Origin of the sequence: Paraniabella ginsengisoli (assembly GCF_022513635.1) — a bacterium.
In the GTDB taxonomy this organism is placed as follows: domain Bacteria; phylum Bacteroidota; class Bacteroidia; order Chitinophagales; family Chitinophagaceae; genus Niabella; species Niabella ginsengisoli.
The window spans coordinates 1,211,600-1,229,591 of the sequence record NZ_JAKWBL010000001.1 but is presented as its reverse complement, the minus strand read 5'-3'; the positions used below and the strand labels follow the sequence as shown (position 1 = coordinate 1,229,591).

The following is a 17,992-nucleotide window of genomic DNA, read 5'->3' as shown; positions in this document are numbered from 1 at the left end:
TAGGTTGAACAATGTTCTTTCAGCTCAGGTAAACTGCCACGATTGTGACGATTTATAATCGGGACGATAAACCGAGCGTGGCAACGAAGATGCCATATATTCCTCTGCCGGGTCAATAAAAATAATTAATTTACTCGTTTCAAAATATCGTCACAAATCATATTAAAAAACATACGAATGAAAAAGTACTTTTTCTCTTTGCAACAGTAGTGTCGGTTGCTGTTGTTTCATGTAACTCACAACCCAAAAGCGAAGCTGACAAAGATGGAAGTGGCGCTGATAGCAGCGCGGTAAAATTAGTTGATAATGATGCTTTCGCCGATACCATAGATGAAAAAATGGTTAGCGTATTTTATTTACGTAATAACGGACTTGAAGCTGCTATAACCAATTATGGTGGCCGCCTGGTAAACCTATTAGTTCCAGATAAGAATAATAAAATCGTTGATGTATTAAGAGGATCTGAGGATCTAAAAGGTATGCGTTCGGGAACTAATTTCGGTGCATTAATTGGACGTTACGGTAATCGTATTGCTAAAGGTAAATTTAGCCTGGATGGCGTTGAATATAATCTTCCCATAAATAATGGCCCCAACACTTTACATGGTGGCCCCAAAGGATTTCACGAACAGGTTTGGGACCCTGTTCAGGTAAATGACAGCACGCTTCAATTGAGCTATCTTTCAAAAGATGGCGAAATGGGCTTTCCAGGCAATCTCAATGTTAAAGTGCTATACACGCTTACTTCAGACAAGGGATTGAAAATAGATTACGAAGCAACTACTGATAAGACGACAGTTTGCAACCTTACCAATCATGCTTATTTTAACCTGAATGGTGGTGGTACCATCAACAATCATAAGCTTTATATTAATGCTGACGAATACACTCCTGTTGATTCTACTTTAATACCATTTGGCAAAAATGAAGCAGTAAAAGGCACTCCTTTTGATTTTACACAAGCTACGGAAATTGGCGCCAGGGTTAATGATGATAACCAGCAATTAGTTTACGGTAAAGGATATGATCACAATTTTGTAACGAAAGGATCAGGCCTTAGAAAAGTAGCAGAAGTTACAGGCGACAAAAGTGGAATTGTAATGGAAGTGATTTCGACAGAGCCAGGATTACAGTTTTATGGAGGTAATTTCATGAATAGTGAAAAGACTTTAAAATACGGTACTAAGGACGATCATCGCACGGCACTTTGCCTGGAAACGCAGCACTACCTAATTCTCCAAACGTACCGTCTTTCCCAACAACTACATTAAAACCTGGAGACGTTTATAAAACAACTACTATTTATAAGTTTAAATAAATTCTTTATTATAGTTAGCCACGAATGCACGAATGTTATAAAAATGTATTTATTCGTGCATTCGTGGCTAATATTTATGATGCAGTTATAAATGATATTTTAAGAATCGATTTGGTATTGTCTGTTATTTTAAACCGGTCATCAATTCTTAAACCCACCACCCATATTATTTTCTTGTTCATTTCAATTACCCAAACCTTCTCCTTATCCGTCAATGACAATTTCTTATCAATAAGAAATCTTGACAATTTCTTTTTCTTTGTCATTCCCAGCGGATAAAAATAATCGCCCATTTTCCAGGGCCTTAGTAATAAAGGATACTGAATACGGGCTGCATCTAAAACAGCGGTGTATTCACTTTTTTCAACAACATTACTTTCTTCCTTTATTAATTTTATCATTCCATTTGCAAAGGCAAACGAACCTTCATTTTCTATAACAATTACAGCATTATCAATAGTTTTTAAAGAAGAAATAATAAGGTGCTTTCGATCTTTCAAAATACGATGCGAAGCCGATAACATATATTTACCTGAATCGCTGTCGAGCATGCGAATCAGATCTGGCAATTGTGGGGCATTAAACCCAAAAGGTTTTAGCAATTCCAACAAAACGGTTCGAAGGCCTGGAGTCTTTTTAAGCAACATCACAGGAATCAAAATATCGTTTCCGCTCCTTGTCATTATTTTTTTTCAAGGCGCTGAACCTCTTTCCTATAAAGGGTTTCAACCTCCTTAAACTTTTCAATATTGTTCAATATATTCTGTTGTGCTTCCGGGTAAACTTTAGTTATTAATGGAAGAATCGTATTCCTAAAATAATTCCTGGTGTAATCATCATGCAGGTTACTTTCGTCTTGCACAAATAACAGCTGGTTATCTTGTAAATAAGTTTCCAATTCTGTTTTTTTGGCAAATAGCAAAGGTCTGCGAATATGCCCGTTTGTTACTTTTATTCCCGTTAGTCCATTAATTCCTGTACCCCGAAAAAATTCATCAACACTGTTTCAATATTATCATCAGCATGATGTGCTGTTAATATAAAATCAAAGCCATTCTCTGATCTGATTTTTTCGAACCACTCATAACGTAAGTCACGAGCCGCTACTTGTGTTGACAACTTATTTTCCTGAGCATACTGTTTAGTATCGAACCTTACGGAGTAAAAAGCAACCTGTAATTGATTTGCAAAATTCTGAACAAATTTTTCGTCCCGTTCACTAGCATCCCCTCGTAATTGAAAATTGCAATGCGCTATAGCAAAATCAAAACCGGCATTCTTGCACAAATGGCACAACACCACAGAATCCACGCCACCACTCGTTGCAACAAGTAATTTATCTTTTTTGGTAAAAAGATTATTTTGATGGATATAAGAAATAAATCGGTCTAACAAAATGTTTAAAATTTAATAAATCAAATATTCATACGCACTTTTCAGTTCGTTGTAAGCGTGTTGTTCATTCAGATTTTTCGCCACATCCATTCCTCGCTCATATATTTTAATGGCCTCCTGCTCCTCCCCCAACCTTTCGTATAATTTGGCCAAATGATAATAGCTGCCCACATAGTCAGGATTATCCAACAACAATTTTTCAAAAATATTTTTTGCCTCATCATCCAGATTTGTTTTTATATACTCCAACGCCAACGCATGTTGCAAAAAACTGTCAGCAGGATTCTCCTTTAGTAACTCACTTATTTGATCAATTCTTGACATTCTTTTTTATTTAATCATCAGTAAATAAATAGCATCGATATTGCCACGCTCGCTTGTGCTTTGGAATATGCCTCATCTGTTTGTATCCGATGTATGTTGTACGCTGTACGCATATCAGTTTTCATACATCGTACATTGTACATCGTTTGCTTTTTCTATCAATATCCATTATCTTTGTTTTAGTTGCATAAACAACCTTTTTTATATTATTGTCAAATGAAATATGGTATACAAACTCTTTACTAATTAGTTTACAAAGCCACTTCCATCTGACTAACAAACCTAAATATTAACACGGATGAAAATACTGGTATGTATTAGCAAAACGCCGGATACAACGGCAAAAATAGCCTTCACCGATAACAACACGAAATTTGACGCAAGCAGTGTACAATGGATCATCAATCCAAATGATGAATACTATGCATTGGTAAGAGCTATTGAGTTAAAAGAAGCAGATGCTTCTACAGTTATTCATTTAATAACTGTTGGTACGCCTGATGCAGATGCCATCATTAGAAAAGCGCTAGCGTTGGGTGGCGACGAAGCAATCAGGGTAAATACAGAAAGCGCAGATAGCTTTTCAATTGCCTCACAAATTGCAGCGGTAGCCAAAGATGGCGCTTATGATCTGATCTTCACAGGCAAAGAAACCATTGATTACAACGGAAGTTCTGTTGGCGGTATGGTGGCCGAATTAATAGACTTACCTTATGTTTCGCTAGCTACAAAATTCGAATTAAACGGCACCACAGCTACTGTAACCCGGGAGATAGAAGGTGGTGAAGAGGTTTGCGAAGTAAGTCTGCCGGTTGTTGTAAGTTGCAATAAAGGAATGGCCGAACAACGCATTCCCAACATGAGGGGCATAATGGCCGCACGCACAAAACCATTAAAAGTGGTTGAGCCGGTTGCTGTTGATGCGCTAACCAGTATAACTGAGTTTAGTTTACCGCCAGCTAAAGCAGGCGTAAAGCTTATTGATGCTGACAACGTTGCTGAACTTGCAAAGCTTTTGAGAGAAGAAGCGAAAGTAATTTGAAGAAGTTGACAGATGAAAGTTGACCGTTGACTGCTAAACGCCAATCGGTAACTTCTATTTAAATTTCTGACTTAGAATTTATAGTTTATCATTTAGAAATTCAAACATTATGGTATTAATATTTATAGATATAGCCGAAGACGGCAGCGTAAAAAAAACTTCGCTTGAATCGCTTACTTATGGTACACAAGTTGCAAAACAATTAGGTGTGGAAGCACACGGCATAGTATTAGCACCCACAACAGAGGATTTAGTAGCACTTGGTAAATATGGAATTACCAAAGTTCATCAAGCTAAAAATGAATCTCTGAAACATTTTGATGCCCAGGTTTATACCAATGCCATCGCACAAGTTGCTGAACAAACAAATGCCAGCGTTATTGTCTTTTCTAACAATACAGATGGAAAAGCAGTTGCACCCAGACTTTCAGCAAGTTTGAAAGCAGGTTTGGTTGCCGGTGCTGTATCCCTTCCCGAAACCAGCGATGGATTTGTAGTTAAAAAAGTGTTTTTTCAGGAAAAGCATTTGCAAGTGTAAATATTGCAACGCCTGTAAAAATCATTTCACTAAATCCAAATGCATTTAAAATAGAAACTGGTGAAGGGACAGCTGAAGTAGTTGAATTGAATATTTCTGTAGATCAACCAAAAATAAAAGTAACCAATGTCACCAAACAAAGTGGTGAAGTGCCTTTAGCTGAAGCAGAGGTTGTAGTTAGTGGCGGACGTGGTATGAAAGGACCTGAAAATTGGGGGATATTGGAAGATCTTGCTAAAGAGTTACACGCCGCTCTTGCTTGTAGCCGACCTGTCGCCGATGCACACTGGCGTCCGCACAATGAACACGTGGGACAAACAGGTGGTGCTATTGCTCCCAATCTTTACATTGCCGTTGGTATCTCCGGCGCTATTCAGCATCTGGCCGGCGTAAACCGGAGTAAAGTGATCGTTGTTATTAATAAAGACGCGGAAGCACCTTTCTTTAAAGCAGCCGATTACGGTATCGTAGGCGATCTGTTCGATGTAGTTCCAAAGTTAACAGAGGCTATAAAACAACTTTAATAAATCACATTAAAATAAATGAGATTATGTTAAGCTAATGATGATTCATTAGCTTTTTTAATGCCTAAAAATCCTTAGTTTCGTGACTTATTTTTATGAAAAAAATAGAACTGGAAGTTGTTGCATTATCTCATAGCATCACGCAAACACATTCTTATGCTGTTGTGTTGGGAGAAGTAAATGGTTTACGCAGATTGCCGATCGTAATTGGCGGTTTTGAAGCACAGGCCATTGCTGTGGCTTTAGAAAAAATGAATCCCAGTCGGCCACTTACGCACGACCTGATGAAAAATTTTATGACGGCTTTTTCTATTGACCTGCATGAAATTATTATTTCAGATTTACAGGAAGGCATCTTTTTCAGTAAACTTGTGTGCTCCTCAGATAGTGACACAATTGAAATTGACAGCAGGACTTCTGACGCTATAGCATTAGCAGTTCGCTTTGGTTGCCCTATTTACACATACGAAAACATTCTTAGTAATGCAGGTATTATTATGGATGATAAAGGGCAGACAACAACCGAGGAACCAGCAGAAGTTCTTGGAAGTATTACAACTGAAGGCTCAAAAGATGACTTAAAAACCATGAGTATTGACGAACTGAACAAGCTGTTAAACGATGTATTGGAAAGTGAAGATTATATCAAAGCCATAGCAATCAGAGACGAACTTAACAGCCGGAAAAAGAAATAGAAATTATGTCGGATGTAGGATGTAGGACTTCTGATATATCATAAATTCTACATCATAAATTGGATATCTATTTTGATTCGTTTTTCTAATTGCAAAATAAACATTGGCTTATACATTACAGGCAAGCGCCCTGATGGTTATCACAGTATAGAAACTATTTTCTATCCCCTTCCTGTTTATGATGTTTTAGAGTTGACCGAATCCAACGAAAATAATATCTCTGTTTTAGGCCTGCCAATTCCGGGTGGTTCTGAAAATAATATCGTATTAAAAGCATGGCAACTTTTAAAGAAAGATTTTAATAACCTGCCGCCAGTACACTTTCATCTACTAAAAAATATACCGGCAGGCGCAGGACTTGGTGCAGGCAGCGCTAATGGAGCTTACGCTTTGAAAGCCTTAAATGAAAAATACCACCTTAACATATCAACTAACGAACTTATCAATTATGCTTTACAACTTGGCAGTGATTGCCCTTTTTCATTGTAAATATGCCCGTAATTGCAAGAGGGCGCGGTGAAATTTTTGAAAAAGTACCGGTCGATTTATCGGGTTATCAAATTATCATTATTAATCCTGGCATTCATATTTCTACACCATGGGCATTTGGCCAGTTAAAGCCAGCTCACCCAACACACGATTTACAAACAAGCATACAGAAACCGATAATAGAATGGAAGGAGTTTATTTTCAACGACTTTGAGCCTGTCGTTTTTAATGCTTATCCTGAAATTGCTGCTGTCAAAAATCAACTATATCAGGCTGGAGCTGTATTTGCGGCACTCAGTGGTAGTGGAAGTACAGTTTATGGATTATTTGAGAAAGATACAAATGTTAACCTTAATCTTTCCAGTAACTATTTTACTAAGAGGATTATTCCATAATTTTGGTACTTCTAAAACCCAAACTGTTTACTTCTAAATCTGTTGGCCCCTAATGGTATCTGCAAAATGTGACCTTCTGGAAAAAATTGATACTTCTATAAATAAGGGCATCAATTACCTTTATCACCACCAGTTTCCCAATGGAGAATTTGTATGTTATATTGCACCTGACGAAGCCATGCAGGAATGGTGTGTACCCGATAGTGTTACGTGTATTACCGCAATAATCGGCAGCTGTTTATTACCCTTTCAGAACAGGCCTGAAGTTGAACACATGCTTACCAAAGCAACAGGGTTCTTAACTTATCAAATGATGAGAGGAGGCGTTTGGCAATATTTTACAAGATGGCATCATTTATATAAATATTTGCCGCCTGATACAGACGACACAGCTTTAATTTCTGCGTTCTTAAAAGCAAGAAAAGTCACATTCCCCGATAATACGCCTATGTTACTGATGAATCGTGCAAAGAATGGCTTATTCTATACATGGTTTACCCTTCATGGCAACTTTTTAAAATATTCGCGTACTTACTGGCGTTTGATAGCCAGAGAACTTAAAAGCCCAATTAAGACTTTACTATATTGGACTCAGAGAGATCATAGAAGAAATGATATCGACCTTATTGTCAACAGCAACATTACATGCTACTTAGGATATAATAAAATAACTCAGCCGGTTGTTAAATACATTATTGATATTATTAAACAAAATCAAGAACTGGAATCCGAAAAATGGTACATAAATCGGCTGGTATATTATTACTTTTTATCAAGGCTGTTTAAATTAAATATTCCTGACTTAAATGAAACTCGAGACATATTACAAGATAGAATATTCGAAGAAATTAGTAAAAGAAAAACTTTTCATGAGTGCGATGTTGAAATTGGATTAGCTATTTCAGCCTTACTTAATATAGGTAGTACATCTGAAAAAATTGGACAATATGCGGAACGCCTGGTTGAACTGCAAGCGCATACCGGAGAATGGCGGCGGCATGAATTGGCATCGGGCCCTGCCAGGATACTAGTTTGGGGTTCTGAAGAAGCCACTACCGGCTTATGTATAGAAGCTCTGCATTTATATCAAAAACATTTACTAAAAAATTAAAGAATATCCTTAAGCATTCCTATTTTTAACAATATATTTGCCTATTCCAAATATCGTTAAAACGATAACCCTAATAAGCTCATGAGCCCTCTATGACGTCTATTCAGAGAAAAATATCTCACATTAAAAGTAAATTAGGTTTATCAAGGATTATAGCGTTGGTAAAACAAGCAGCGGCAGGATGGCTTTACTTGTCAATTACTCTAATTATTATTGAAACAATAGTTTTTTTTGGCTCTTTATATTTCATGAAATTGCTGATAGATGTTGTAGCTTCAGCTCAATCCAATCCAGCAGCCCAAAATGAGATAATTAAGTATGTTGTATTGGGTGGCGTTGCCGGTATTTTATATTTTGTGCTTCGTTCTTTTTCGGTTTATTCTGTTGAAGTACTATCCACTAAAACAACTGAATATGTATTAGAAAAAGTTCACAACCAGGCAGTGGACCTTGAACTCTCATTTTATGAAAGCCCTTCTTATTACGATACATTAAAACGAGCTTTAGACTCAGGGGCTGATAAACCCGGTCTGATCATTACTAGTCTGATAGAGATAGCAAAAAACTGTTTGTCTCTTGCAGCAGTTGCTTCTGCTCTGATATTAATAAACTGGATATTGCTCCCATTGTTGGCATTATTTATAATCCCTACTCTTCTGGTCAGACTTATCTTTTCAAAAAAACTTAATGTATTGCGAATTGCTCAGACTCCTCAGGAACGTAAGTCTTCTTACTATAGCAACTTAATAACTACAGACACTGCAGCAAAGGAAATACGCACCTATTCATTAGGTAAATATTTTAAAGACAAGTTTACTTCAATAAGAAGAGTTTTAGTAAAAGACAAACTTTCTATAAATCTAAAAAGGACCCAACTAGAAATAGTAACAACAACCTTATCCTATATTGGTGTTTTCCTTTGCATAGGATTTATTTCTTTAAAAGCTATTTCGGGCGAAACAAGTACCGGAGACATTACACTCTTTCTCGTCGCATTTCCACAAGCATTTACGTTGCTGCAAAATCTTGCCGGTGGCATTTCAATCGTTTATCAAAACAGCATTTACATTGACAGTATTTTTGAATTGCTTAGTCTGAAAAGTAAACTTCCTGAATCGGACAAAAACATTCCTATTCCTACACACAATGAAGTAAGTATTGAACTGCACAATATTCATTTTTCTTATCCCCATGCTGATAAAAAAACTATTAACGGAATCAATCTTAAAATACCGGCAAAATGATAGGGCTTGTTGGATTGAATGGCGCGGGAAAATCTACGCTAATAAAGCTTTTATGCCGCTTGTACGATCCTACAGAAGGATCTATTTCATATGGTGGCACAGATATCAGGGAATTTGATGCTACTGATTATAGAAAACAATTAGGCATTGTGTTTCAGGATTTCAATAAATATAATTTTACAGCCGGAGAAAATATTTACTTTGGTAATATAGGCAATGGTTATGATGAAGAACGCGTACGCGATGCCGCTACAAAATCGGCGCAGCAGCCTTTATCGAAAAGTTTCCTAAACAATACGACAGTATGATGGGCCGGATACTTGAAGAGGGAGAAGAAGTAAGTATTGGGCAATGGCAAAAGCTTGCATTGGCAAGATGCTTTTATTCTGACGCACGCTTTCTTATTTTTGATGAAGCATCAAGTGCGCTCGACGCCGTTTCTGAAAAAGAGTTATTCGACTCCATAAGAGAGCGGATAGATAACCGAGGCGCTATCATTATTAGTCACAGGCGTTCTGCTATTTTACATGCAGATTATATTTATGTGTTAGCTAACGGACAGATTGTTGAAGAAGGAACGGATGCACAACTCATAAAAAATAATGGCGCTTACGCGGCGTTATTTAGCGAGAACATTAAAGCAGAGGCAGATTTATAGTGAAAGAAAGTACTAAACATATCGCGATAGTAACCTGCTGCATGGATGATTGGGGTGGAAGCGAAGAATTATGGGCAAGAGCGATCCCCTTCTTAAGAGAACATGATATTAGCTTTACACTTTATAAGGACAGGATTAATTTTTCTCATCCGGAAATTCAGAATTTGCGAAAGCAACATGTTGCCTGTGTGGAATTAGATAAACCTCAGTCTTTATTAAAAAGAACCAGAAAAAAATATATAGAAAAATATTTCAACGGAAGCGCTCTCCTTTTTACACCAATAGCCCGCATGCATTAGCTTTTAGAAAAGAGCTTGAAAACAACAAACCTGCGCTGGCTATCATCGCCCAAGGAATAAATTTTGATGGATTAGGATATGCTTATCAGTGCTTACAATTAAACATTCCTTATTGTATCATCGCACAAAAGGCCGTTGATTTTTTTGGCCGGTAATAGCCGAAAGATCTTTCATGATTGAAACATTTAAAAAAGCAAAAAAATGCTATTTTGTTTCCAATCATAATAAACAATTAACAGAAGAACAATTTGGCTTTAGATTTTCCAATGCTGAAGTTGTATGGAACCCGGTTAAAATTACCAAGAACCCTATCCCCTATCCTGATACAAAAAGTGGTTTCAGACTGGCATGTGTAGGCCGTCTATTTATAATTGACAAAGGACAGGATATATTATTAAGGATTCTATCTAAAGAACCATGGAGCTCAAGGCCTGTAAAAATATCATTTGTAGGCACAGGCCACGATGAAGAAGGTATCAAAGCGCTTACACAACTGTTAAATATCACTAATGTAGAATATCTTGGACATCAAAAAAACATTGAAGATATTTGGAAAAAACATCATGCATTGGTTTTACCTTCGAGAAGTGAAGGAATGGCCCTCTCGGTGCTTGAAGCAATGGCTGCCGCCCGAACCGTTATAACAACTATTGCCGGCGGACATGCTGATATAATTGAACATGGGAAAACCGGTTTTATTGCTGATGCTACTGAAAAGATTTTGCTAAAGCAATGGAAGACGCCTGGAACGCCCGCGATAAGTGGGAACAAATTGGCTTAAACGCTAATCAATTTATTAGAGAGGCATTACCTGCTTCTCCGGAAAAAGAATTCGCTGAATCGTTACTAAATATTATTTTAAATGATGAATAGCCCTCTCGTTTCTGTTATTATACCCACTTACAACCGGGCTAAAACATTGCCGAAAGCAATTGTGAGTGTACTGTCACAAACATACCAGAACTATGAGATTATAGTTGTGGATGATGGTTCCGCTGATAATACGAAAGAAGTTGTTGAGCAATATAACAGCGTTCAATATATATACAAAGAAAATGGAGGGCAGGCCAGTGCCAGAAATACAGGTTTAACATTGGCAAAAGGTAGTTTTATTGCATCTCTGGATTCTGACGACGAGTGGTACCCTGAGTTCCTACAAAAGTCTGTTGAGAAAATGGTTGCAGAAGATCTTGATTTTGTTTTTGCCAATTGGGATCAGCAAAATTCAAACGGCCAGTTTTGTGATTTTCTATCTACTAATATTTTCTTAGCACCTTATTTCCCCCATATGAAAGATGGCTGGGTCACATTAGATTCGGATGAGTTACGACATATTTATATACAGGGCTGTCCTTCACCGTCTTCGTCTTTACTCATGACAAAAGAATTTGTATCGCCAGGATGGAATACAGATATAAAAATCGGCGACGACTGGTATCTTTTGGTAAGATCTATTTATAAGACAAAAAGAAAAGCTGCATTTACCTTAGATAAACTATGGAAAAAATGTATTGATGATATTAATATTTATGATGGTAGAAAACGAAGCGAAGTTTTGGAATACCTCTACATATCTGATATGGAGAAAATGCTCAGGGATTTTAAAGACCAAATGACCCGGAGCGAATTTAAGTTGATGCAAAAAAGCATGTTTACAGTTTGGTAGAATTAGCTAAACATAACCTGATACGCGAGTTCAATTTTATTGAAACGTCCAAGCTATTGGGCAGGTCATTTCAATTAGATACGATCCACACTTTTAAAAGCATTCCCGCAGTTATAAGCAGCGGCTATAAAAGAGTAAGAGATGAACAAAAGGCAAAAAGAAATACAGCTAAGGCTTTATACATCAAATGTCGTTTTTAAAAATATTAAGACATGCAGAATGGTGGGAGTATAAATTACCACCCTGTTAAGCATTGCTTATGCTACGCTTATTTTAAACGATCAAAACATATTCGACCACGCAACAACTATACTGCTCATTCTTCTGTCTTTAGTCGTTGGAGCTGGCTATGTTAGTATCATAAATGATATTACTGATATTGATGATGACTTGGCTGCAGGGAAAACGAATAGAATGGCTTCCGCATCAAAAACCTTAAGGTTTGTTCTTCCTTTTATTTGTATTTTAATAGGTGTAAGTTTCATTGTTTTTTTTTACTGGCCGGATTATCTTTCCTGTATCTTTTATCTAATACCTTGGATACTTTTTAGTATGTATAGCTTCAGGCCGATACGCCTGAAAAACAGAGGTATATTGGGCGTGTTTGCCGACGCCGGTGGCTCTCATATTTTCACCAGCCTTTTAATGGTTAGTAGCATGTACTTTGCAGCTGGCAAAAAAGTTGATTACTTCTGGCTGCTTCTTGTCAGTATATGGGCTTTGTGTTATGGAATGAGAGGCATATTATGGCATCAGTTTCATGATCGGAATAACGATATCAGGTCTGGCATTCAAACATTTGCTACCAAAAGGCAACCAGCAAATTTCCGGAGCGCGGAACGCATCATTTTCACTTTTGAATTATTAGCAACAATAGGCATCCTTTTAAAACTCAATAATCTCATCTGCTATTTGGGCGGCCTAATATATGTAATATTGATTTTACTTCGTTATAAGCGATTGAATCTATATCCATTGATCATTATTGAACCCAACCGGCCTTATCAAATAATGATGCTTGATTTTATGCAGGCCATTTTTCCCTTATCATTATTATTATTTGCAGCTTTCACCCAACCCAAAGGATGGATCGTATTGGTAGTGCATTTTGTTTTATTTCCATTTAAAACAATACAGATCTTGAAAGATCTTAAACATGCTATTCTAAAATAGCATTATGCTGCATCTTACTATTTAACTATATTCTGCATAAGCTGATCCAAAGTATCATCCAAATTATTTAATAATACCAGGATGAACTTTAGAACATTGAATAATGGTACTTCTGGTGGCAGTAAGCCAGCGAAAACGAGATGCAGCATCCAGTTTAGCTATAGCAGAGATAAACTATTTTTATCGCCCAAAGCAATCAGTTCGAATGCTTTCAAATTTTCATTAACAACATCGATATCTATTTCTTCATCAAAACACTTTAATTTCTTATCATGGAGAAAAATGCTGCAACCAATAAAAGCCTTTTTCTTGCAAAACATGACAATGCCTACATTAAAAAATTCCTCCCGTTCAACGCGCGGCACCACGCGAATTACGGCATACTCATATAACTGCAGCTCTTGCATTAATTGCTTGGTTTAAGTAGATATCGCTGTTTTGCAATCTGTAAATTAAAAATTCTTTATACACTTTTCTTGCGTCTTCGGCATTGCCGTTTGTTTCGTCATAAGCAAGCCATTCATCCGGAAGTGTATTTATAATATCAGTAATGTCTTCTTCTGTAATAGCATTTTTGCAAAAATGATCAGCTTGCTCCAAAAATGCAGCATCTTTCAGTAATACATGATCTTTGATCAAAGGAAAAGTACTCTTCATTTGCGCTGACCAGTTTTCCCAGTTATGATGAAAATAAAGACAAGCACCATGATCAATCAGCCATAATTCTTTATGCCAGATCAACATATTGGTGTTGCGTGGTGTACGATCCATATTAGTTAAAAAAGCATCTAACCAAACTATCTTTGAAGCAAGTAGCGGGTCAACGGTATTGACAGCCGGATCAAAAGTAATTGAACCGCTTAAATAATGAAGGGCGATATTTAATCCCTGACTGCTTTTCAACAAATCCTGAATTTCTTCGTCCGGTTCGGTTCGCCCAAAAGCCTCATCAAGATTCGCAAAAACAATTTCAGGTGTTTTTAATCCTATTAATTTAGCTATCGCACCGCCTATAAATTCTGCAACAAGCGCTTTAATTCCCTGCCCAGCTCCTTTAAACTTTAGCGTACAGAAAGCCATCATCGCCTTCGGCAATAGCAGGCAATGAACCACCTTCACGCAAAGGCGTAACATATCTGGTAACATTTATGGTTCTTATATCGGGCAAAATAATGTTTCAAATTTTGAAGTGAAGATTTGCTTTATTGTTTTTTTACATCAAAAGGTTATGGAAAATACTTATAGATTTCGCCACGAGCAAGTACTCTTATTAAAATCACATCAGGGTGTTTGAGCTCAATTCCAATTCGATAATCACCAATTCTAATACGATAATAATTTTCATCGTTAGCAGCTCCCTTCATTTTTTTATAATCTAAATTGGACTCTTCTAAAGAATTTGTGGTTTCTAAAACTTTTATGATTTCAAAAACTCTTTTAAGAACAAATGCAGGAAGCTTTTTTAGATCTTTCGCAAAACTTTTAACGGAACTAACCTTCATAACCCAATTCTCTTTTTAGCTCATCTATAGAAATCAACGGTTCATCTTTCCGTGCCCGCATTGCTTCCAGCAAGTAGGCATCCTCCGTATCTTCATTCTCAATTAAGGTAAGTAAATTTAAAAGTTCCTCCTTCGTCCAACTTCCACTTTGCTTTTTTGCTGAAAAGGTTTGAGGTTTGATACCAATTTTCCCTGCTAGATAATCATTTCTATAACCTGACGCATCTATCAAAGCCGGCATCTTTTCTATTAGTGTATAAAAGTCTTTGGCCACTTCTATTAACATACTTTTTGTTTTTAATCAAAATTACGAAACTTTTAAATCAAAAATAAGTGTATTACAGTCTTTGTTAACGTTCTACTAGATAACACATAAAAAAATGCTCCCATTGGTAGCTTCGCTAATTTAAAATCGGCTCCATTTATCTGATCCTTATTCTGTAACCTATTGAGAAACCAACGGGTAGCAACTCCCTGTCAAAATCTGCAATCCCATTTTGATCCAGCTCATCCTGATAAGCCTGCGCATCACTAATTTTCGTAGGTACAATTAGGGCAAAGGATAAATAATTCTTTTTAGATGCTCCTACTTGCCAGTCAATTCCTGCGCCAAAGCTTGGACCATAAAACAATTTATCATATTCCGAAGATCCTAAAACTTTTACAGCTGCGTTGTAACCATACATACCCAACACAAAAGGTGTAACGGATGCCCCATCCTTTAAAAAGAAACGTCCTTTTATACCCACATTATAACCGAAACCAGCAAAGGCATACCCGCCTCCGGCAAACAGGCCAATGTTTTTTTGAGGATAAAAAATAAGGTTGCCTCCAATAATGCCGCCGTATTCATGGCCTATACCAAAACCTATATTAAATTTCTCTGCTTTTGGATCAAAGATTTGATTTTGCGCGTTTGAGTAAAAAGATAAAGAACACAGGCAGGCCAGATAGAATAGTTTTCTCATAAAATTAGCTTTAGTAAATAAGAAGTTGCTTTTAGCGATGCTAATATACATTTAAGTTGTTTAAACTTTTAATTTGGCGCGATAACACAATAATATTCCCGCTGATTATCAGCAGATTTAGACATCGCAGATTAGCGCAGATACGTTTTTTGCGAAAATTTGCGCAAAAAAATCAGCGATTATCTGCGGGAAAATGCCTTTATGCTCAAATAGTTTAAACAACTTCATTGCTAAATACAAAAAATAGACCTCATTAAAAATCAGAACCTGCCATAAAAAAAGCCCCCTTTCGGAGGCTTACTATTTTAATTTTGCGGCGCTTCGTCTTCAGGTTTTCTTTCAGGCCTTGGAATTAAAGCCTTTCTTGAAAGCTTAAATTTACCGGATTTAGGGTCTGTTCCAATTAATTTCACTTTCATAGCATCACCTTCTTTCACCAGCCCTTCTAAGGTTTCAAGGCGCTTCCAGCTTACTTCGCTAATATGAACTAATCCTTGTTTTCCAGGTAAGAATTCTACGAAAGCTCCAAAAGGCACAACTGATTTTACAGTAGCTTCGTAAACATCACCCACAACAGGTACAGAAACAATGCCTTTGATCCAATCTTCGGCTCTGGATACTGCTTCTTTTTCAACACCAAAAATGCTGATCTCACCCATGTTATTTACTTCCTCGATATTTACGGTAGCTCCGGTTTCACGCTGAATCTCTTGTATCACTTTACCGCCTGGCCCGATTACTGCACCAATAAATTCTTTATCAATAAACATTTTCACAACTCTCGGAGCGTGAGGTTTCACTTCAGTTCTTGGTTCAGGGATGGCTTTATACATCGATTCAAGAATATGCAATCTGCCAGCCTTCGCCTGATCTAGTGCTTGTTTCATTACTTCCATTGACAAGCCATCAACCTTAATGTCCATTTGCACGCCACAAATACCATCGCGGGTACCGGTTACTTTAAAGTCCATATCGCCTAAATGATCTTCATCACCTAAAATATCACTTAATATAGAAAACTGTTCACCCTTAGAAATCAATCCCATAGCTATTCCTGATACGTGCTTAGGGAAAGGTACACCTGCATCCATTAATGCGAGTGAACCAGCACAAACTGTAGCCATTGAAGAAGAACCGTTCGACTCTAAAATATCACTCACTACACGAACTGTATAACCGAAATCGCCATCGCTTGGCATCATTTGTTTTAAGGAGCGCATAGCCAGATTTCCATGTCCAACTTCTCTTCGACCCGGACCACGCATCATTTTTACCTCACCTGTAGAAAAAGGCGGGAAGTTGTAATGCAGGATAAATTTAGAATATTTTGAAGAAGCTGCGGTTTCGATCAACAATTCATCTAAACCTGTGCCTAATGTAACGGTTGTAAGAGACTGAGTTTCACCTCGTGTAAACAAAGCAGATCCGTGCGGAGAAGGTAAAACATCTACTTCCATATCAAGCGGGCGAATTTCATCTAAAGCACGTCCATCAAGGCGGATTCTGTCATTAAGTACCATATCACGTACTACATCATACTGTACATCATGATAGTATTTTATAGCCAGCTTTTTATCTACATCAGTAAAAGGATTTTCTTCAGTTGATTCTTCTGCAAGCCTGGCAATCAATTCTTCTTCAATAGCCTTAAATTGACCGGTGCGGTCGTGCTTAGCAGATTTGCTTTTCGCAATTTCATATACTTTATCACTGGTATATGCATACACTCTCTCTTTTACAGCTTCGTTTATTGCCGGAAGCGTGTACTCTCTTTTAGTAGTAACACCTTTAAGATCTCTAAGCTCTTGCTGTGCCTTAATCTGAATCCTGATAGCGTCGTGAGCTATTCCTAAAGCAGTTATTAATTCCGCTTCAGAACATTCTTGCGACTCACCTTCCACCATCATCAGGTTCTTTTCTGTAGCGGCAACAAGGAAATCCATATCAGCCTTTTCCAATTCACTGCGCGTAGGATTCACTTTAAAAGCTCCATCTATACGGGCAACACGCACTTCACTCAAAATCTCTTTAATGGGCACATCAGACACAGCAAGGGCTGCCGAAGCAGCTAAGCAAGCTAATGCATCTGGTAATATTTCAGGGTCGCTGCTGATCAATGTCACCAGCACCTGTACTTCACAAAAATAATCGTCTGGAAAAAGCGGTCTTAAAGCGCGGTCAATTAAACGTGAAATCAATACTTCGTAATCGTTTAATCTTCCTTCACGTTTAAAAAATGATCCGGGGATTTTTCCGGCAGAAGCAAATTTCTCCTGGTAATCCACAGTCAATGGAAAAAAACTTTGCCCTTCTTTGGGTTCTTTGTTGGCAACTACAGTTGCAAGCAGCATAGCTTTACCCATGCTTACTGTAACCGAGCCATCTGCCTGACGAGCCAGGCGACCCGTTTCTATTGTCACTTCGCGGCCATCGCCTAAATCGAAGGTCTTTCTTAGTGGTTGTTGTAACATAAAATCGTTTTTGATTTTTTTTAGAATGGTTGATCAAGCACCAGTGCTACTATCATCAAAATTGCGTCGCACTCTTCATTTGTAGGAATAAATCTGAACAAAAAATCCCGGGTATAAAAACACGTATTCCCAACATTTGTAAATGTTGGGAATACGATAATATTATAAGTCTGAAATTAT

25 protein-coding genes and 1 pseudogene are annotated in these 17,992 nt (G+C 37.3%); 16 read left to right on the top strand and 10 right to left on the bottom strand.

Annotation, left to right across the window (positions count from 1 at the left end):
• The first annotated feature begins 209 nt into the window (after positions 1–209).
• Entirely contained in the window at positions 210–1,271 is a 1,062-nt protein-coding gene (locus MKP09_RS06875) for an aldose epimerase family protein (protein ID WP_240827024.1), read from the top strand.
• Between the two features lie 121 nt (positions 1,272–1,392).
• Here the strand turns inward: MKP09_RS06875 and tilS (MKP09_RS06870) are convergent, their stop codons facing one another.
• From tilS (MKP09_RS06870) to MKP09_RS06860, 3 genes and pseudogenes are all read right to left on the bottom strand, one after another.
• A complete protein-coding gene (gene tilS / locus MKP09_RS06870; RefSeq protein WP_240827023.1) occupies positions 1,393–2,001 on the bottom strand; it encodes a tRNA lysidine(34) synthetase TilS in 609 nt (202 codons plus the stop codon).
• Positions 2,001–2,617: pseudogene (gene tilS, locus MKP09_RS06865) on the bottom strand (tRNA lysidine(34) synthetase TilS). Before tilS (MKP09_RS06865) ends, tilS (MKP09_RS06870) begins: the two are co-directional and overlap by 1 nt.
• Before the next feature lie 108 nt (positions 2,618–2,725).
• Positions 2,726–3,037: a tetratricopeptide repeat protein gene (locus MKP09_RS06860; RefSeq protein ID WP_240827022.1), complete on the bottom strand. Its 312-nt coding sequence runs from the start codon at positions 3,035–3,037 to the stop codon at positions 2,726–2,728.
• Between the two features lie 298 nt (positions 3,038–3,335).
• On the opposite strand from MKP09_RS06860, the gene MKP09_RS06855 reads away from it, so the two are divergent.
• The 15 genes from MKP09_RS06855 to MKP09_RS06785 all read left to right on the top strand — a co-directional run bounded on the left by MKP09_RS06855 (position 3,336) and on the right by MKP09_RS06785 (position 12,871).
• Entirely contained in the window at positions 3,336–4,079 is a 744-nt protein-coding gene (locus MKP09_RS06855) for an electron transfer flavoprotein subunit beta/FixA family protein (RefSeq protein ID WP_240827021.1), read from the top strand.
• A 109-nt stretch (positions 4,080–4,188) separates the two neighbouring features.
• Complete coding sequence (locus MKP09_RS06850; protein ID WP_240827020.1) at positions 4,189–4,617, top strand: hypothetical protein; 429 nt, start codon at positions 4,189–4,191, stop codon at positions 4,615–4,617.
• Positions 4,618–4,703: 86 nt separating this feature from the next.
• Positions 4,704–5,141, top strand: coding sequence for an electron transfer flavoprotein subunit alpha/FixB family protein (locus MKP09_RS06845; RefSeq protein WP_240827019.1), 438 nt, complete (start codon positions 4,704–4,706; stop codon positions 5,139–5,141).
• A 95-nt stretch (positions 5,142–5,236) separates the two neighbouring features.
• Positions 5,237–5,836 carry a bifunctional nuclease family protein gene (locus MKP09_RS06840; RefSeq protein ID WP_240827018.1) on the top strand — a complete coding sequence of 200 codons (600 nt, stop codon included), beginning with the start codon at positions 5,237–5,239 and terminating at the stop codon, positions 5,834–5,836.
• 72 nt (positions 5,837–5,908) lie between these two features.
• Positions 5,909–6,325, top strand: a complete 417-nt coding sequence (locus MKP09_RS06835; RefSeq protein WP_240827017.1) for a 4-(cytidine 5'-diphospho)-2-C-methyl-D-erythritol kinase — start codon at positions 5,909–5,911, stop codon at positions 6,323–6,325.
• Positions 6,307–6,720 (top strand): 4-(cytidine 5'-diphospho)-2-C-methyl-D-erythritol kinase, encoded by a 414-nt coding sequence (locus MKP09_RS06830; protein WP_240827016.1) that lies wholly within the window; start codon positions 6,307–6,309, stop codon positions 6,718–6,720. The genes MKP09_RS06835 and MKP09_RS06830 overlap by 19 nt, the downstream gene beginning before the upstream one ends.
• Before the next feature lie 52 nt (positions 6,721–6,772).
• Entirely contained in the window at positions 6,773–7,831 is a 1,059-nt protein-coding gene (locus MKP09_RS06825; RefSeq protein ID WP_240827015.1) for a hypothetical protein, read from the top strand.
• A 248-nt stretch (positions 7,832–8,079) separates the two neighbouring features.
• Entirely contained in the window at positions 8,080–9,075 is a 996-nt protein-coding gene (locus MKP09_RS06820) for an ABC transporter transmembrane domain-containing protein (protein ID WP_240827014.1), read from the top strand.
• Positions 9,072–9,383, top strand: a complete 312-nt coding sequence (locus tag MKP09_RS06815) for an ATP-binding cassette domain-containing protein (protein ID WP_240827013.1) — start codon at positions 9,072–9,074, stop codon at positions 9,381–9,383. Before MKP09_RS06820 ends, MKP09_RS06815 begins: the two co-directional genes overlap by 4 nt.
• Positions 9,380–9,733 (top strand): ATP-binding cassette domain-containing protein, encoded by a 354-nt coding sequence (locus MKP09_RS06810; protein ID WP_240827012.1) that lies wholly within the window; start codon positions 9,380–9,382, stop codon positions 9,731–9,733. Before MKP09_RS06815 ends, MKP09_RS06810 begins: the two co-directional genes overlap by 4 nt.
• Positions 9,733–10,032, top strand: a complete 300-nt coding sequence (locus MKP09_RS06805) for a hypothetical protein (RefSeq protein WP_240827011.1) — start codon at positions 9,733–9,735, stop codon at positions 10,030–10,032. The genes MKP09_RS06810 and MKP09_RS06805 overlap by 1 nt, the downstream gene beginning before the upstream one ends.
• Positions 10,033–10,204: 172 nt before the next feature.
• A complete protein-coding gene (locus MKP09_RS06800; RefSeq protein WP_240827010.1) occupies positions 10,205–10,813 on the top strand; it encodes a glycosyltransferase in 609 nt (202 codons plus the stop codon).
• Positions 10,814–10,894: 81 nt separating this feature from the next.
• Positions 10,895–11,698: a glycosyltransferase family 2 protein gene (locus MKP09_RS06795; protein WP_240827009.1), complete on the top strand. Its 804-nt coding sequence runs from the start codon at positions 10,895–10,897 to the stop codon at positions 11,696–11,698.
• Positions 11,692–11,898, top strand: a complete 207-nt coding sequence (locus MKP09_RS06790; RefSeq protein ID WP_240827008.1) for a hypothetical protein — start codon at positions 11,692–11,694, stop codon at positions 11,896–11,898. The genes MKP09_RS06795 and MKP09_RS06790 overlap by 7 nt, the downstream gene beginning before the upstream one ends.
• Positions 11,899–11,932: 34 nt before the next feature.
• Positions 11,933–12,871: a UbiA family prenyltransferase gene (locus MKP09_RS06785; RefSeq protein ID WP_317235264.1), complete on the top strand. Its 939-nt coding sequence runs from the start codon at positions 11,933–11,935 to the stop codon at positions 12,869–12,871.
• 63 nt (positions 12,872–12,934) lie between these two features.
• On the opposite strand, the gene MKP09_RS25555 is transcribed toward MKP09_RS06785, so the two are convergent.
• The 7 genes from MKP09_RS25555 to pnp form a co-directional block, all read right to left on the bottom strand.
• Positions 12,935–13,024: a DUF3037 domain-containing protein gene (locus tag MKP09_RS25555; protein ID WP_262915271.1), complete on the bottom strand. Its 90-nt coding sequence runs from the start codon at positions 13,022–13,024 to the stop codon at positions 12,935–12,937.
• 5 nt (positions 13,025–13,029) lie between these two features.
• Positions 13,030–13,278, bottom strand: a complete 249-nt coding sequence (locus MKP09_RS06780) for a DUF3037 domain-containing protein (protein WP_262915138.1) — start codon at positions 13,276–13,278, stop codon at positions 13,030–13,032.
• Positions 13,256–14,005 carry a HipA family kinase gene (locus MKP09_RS06775; protein ID WP_240827007.1) on the bottom strand — a complete coding sequence of 250 codons (750 nt, stop codon included), beginning with the start codon at positions 14,003–14,005 and terminating at the stop codon, positions 13,256–13,258. Before MKP09_RS06775 ends, MKP09_RS06780 begins: the two co-directional genes overlap by 23 nt.
• 92 nt (positions 14,006–14,097) lie before the next feature.
• Positions 14,098–14,373, bottom strand: coding sequence for a type II toxin-antitoxin system RelE family toxin (locus MKP09_RS06770; RefSeq protein ID WP_240827006.1), 276 nt, complete (start codon positions 14,371–14,373; stop codon positions 14,098–14,100).
• Entirely contained in the window at positions 14,363–14,659 is a 297-nt protein-coding gene (locus MKP09_RS06765; protein ID WP_240827005.1) for a hypothetical protein, read from the bottom strand. The genes MKP09_RS06770 and MKP09_RS06765 overlap by 11 nt, the downstream gene beginning before the upstream one ends.
• A 136-nt stretch (positions 14,660–14,795) precedes the next feature.
• Complete coding sequence (locus MKP09_RS06760; RefSeq protein WP_240827004.1) at positions 14,796–15,341, bottom strand: hypothetical protein; 546 nt, start codon at positions 15,339–15,341, stop codon at positions 14,796–14,798.
• A gap of 305 nt (positions 15,342–15,646) precedes the next feature.
• On the bottom strand, positions 15,647–17,812 hold the full coding sequence (gene pnp, locus MKP09_RS06755; protein ID WP_240827003.1) for a polyribonucleotide nucleotidyltransferase: 2,166 nt from the start codon (positions 17,810–17,812) through the stop codon (positions 15,647–15,649).
• Positions 17,813–17,992: the final 180 nt, after the last annotated feature.

Coding starts and splice junctions, on each gene's coding strand:
- tilS (WP_240827023.1), bottom strand. CDS start 2,001: ATGACAAGGAGCGGAAACGATATTTTGATTCCTGTGATGTTGCTTAAA.
- MKP09_RS06860 (WP_240827022.1), bottom strand. CDS start 3,037: ATGTCAAGAATTGATCAAATAAGTGAGTTACTAAAGGAGAATCCTGCT.
- MKP09_RS06855 (WP_240827021.1), top strand. CDS start 3,336: ATGAAAATACTGGTATGTATTAGCAAAACGCCGGATACAACGGCAAAA.
- MKP09_RS06850 (WP_240827020.1), top strand. CDS start 4,189: ATGGTATTAATATTTATAGATATAGCCGAAGACGGCAGCGTAAAAAAA.
- MKP09_RS06840 (WP_240827018.1), top strand. CDS start 5,237: ATGAAAAAAATAGAACTGGAAGTTGTTGCATTATCTCATAGCATCACG.
- MKP09_RS06825 (WP_240827015.1), top strand. CDS start 6,773: ATGGTATCTGCAAAATGTGACCTTCTGGAAAAAATTGATACTTCTATA.
- MKP09_RS06820 (WP_240827014.1), top strand. CDS start 8,080: ATGAAATTGCTGATAGATGTTGTAGCTTCAGCTCAATCCAATCCAGCA.
- MKP09_RS06815 (WP_240827013.1), top strand. CDS start 9,072: ATGATAGGGCTTGTTGGATTGAATGGCGCGGGAAAATCTACGCTAATA.
- MKP09_RS06810 (WP_240827012.1), top strand. CDS start 9,380: ATGATGGGCCGGATACTTGAAGAGGGAGAAGAAGTAAGTATTGGGCAA.
- MKP09_RS06800 (WP_240827010.1), top strand. CDS start 10,205: ATGATTGAAACATTTAAAAAAGCAAAAAAATGCTATTTTGTTTCCAAT.
- MKP09_RS06795 (WP_240827009.1), top strand. CDS start 10,895: ATGATGAATAGCCCTCTCGTTTCTGTTATTATACCCACTTACAACCGG.
- MKP09_RS06780 (WP_262915138.1), bottom strand. CDS start 13,278: ATGCAAGAGCTGCAGTTATATGAGTATGCCGTAATTCGCGTGGTGCCG.
- MKP09_RS06775 (WP_240827007.1), bottom strand. CDS start 14,005: ATGTTACGCCTTTGCGTGAAGGTGGTTCATTGCCTGCTATTGCCGAAG.
- MKP09_RS06770 (WP_240827006.1), bottom strand. CDS start 14,373: ATGAAGGTTAGTTCCGTTAAAAGTTTTGCGAAAGATCTAAAAAAGCTT.
- MKP09_RS06765 (WP_240827005.1), bottom strand. CDS start 14,659: ATGTTAATAGAAGTGGCCAAAGACTTTTATACACTAATAGAAAAGATG.
- MKP09_RS06760 (WP_240827004.1), bottom strand. CDS start 15,341: ATGAGAAAACTATTCTATCTGGCCTGCCTGTGTTCTTTATCTTTTTAC.
- pnp (WP_240827003.1), bottom strand. CDS start 17,812: ATGTTACAACAACCACTAAGAAAGACCTTCGATTTAGGCGATGGCCGC.